Annotated in this window: 1 protein-coding gene; it reads right to left on the bottom strand. The window is 55.2% G+C overall.

Annotation, left to right across the window (positions count from 1 at the left end):
* On the bottom strand, window positions 1–230 hold a 230-nt coding region (locus HMPREF2692_RS02575; RefSeq protein WP_210400639.1), incomplete at both ends, for a transposase.

Raw genomic sequence — 230 nt, 5'->3', positions numbered from 1 at the left:
TGCACCATCGATCCTGGCCAGGTTGCCTCCACTGCCTCAGGTAGGCCTTTGAGCCCGTCACAGCAGACAATGAAGACGTCTTTGACCCCACGATTCGACAGGTTAGAGCACACCTGCGCCCAAAAGGATGCTCCTTCCTCTTTGGCGATCCATAGTCCCAGGATGTGTTTAATTCCTTCGATGTCCACGCCGATGGCCATATAGGCGCTCTTGTTGACTACGCGTCCACC

The sequence above is a fragment of the Corynebacterium sp. HMSC036D03 genome (genome assembly GCF_001836185.1).
In the GTDB taxonomy this organism is placed as follows: domain Bacteria; phylum Actinomycetota; class Actinomycetes; order Mycobacteriales; family Mycobacteriaceae; genus Corynebacterium; species Corynebacterium simulans.
The sequence above is the reverse complement of the archived record's forward strand: the minus strand, read 5'-3'. Positions and strand labels throughout refer to the sequence as shown.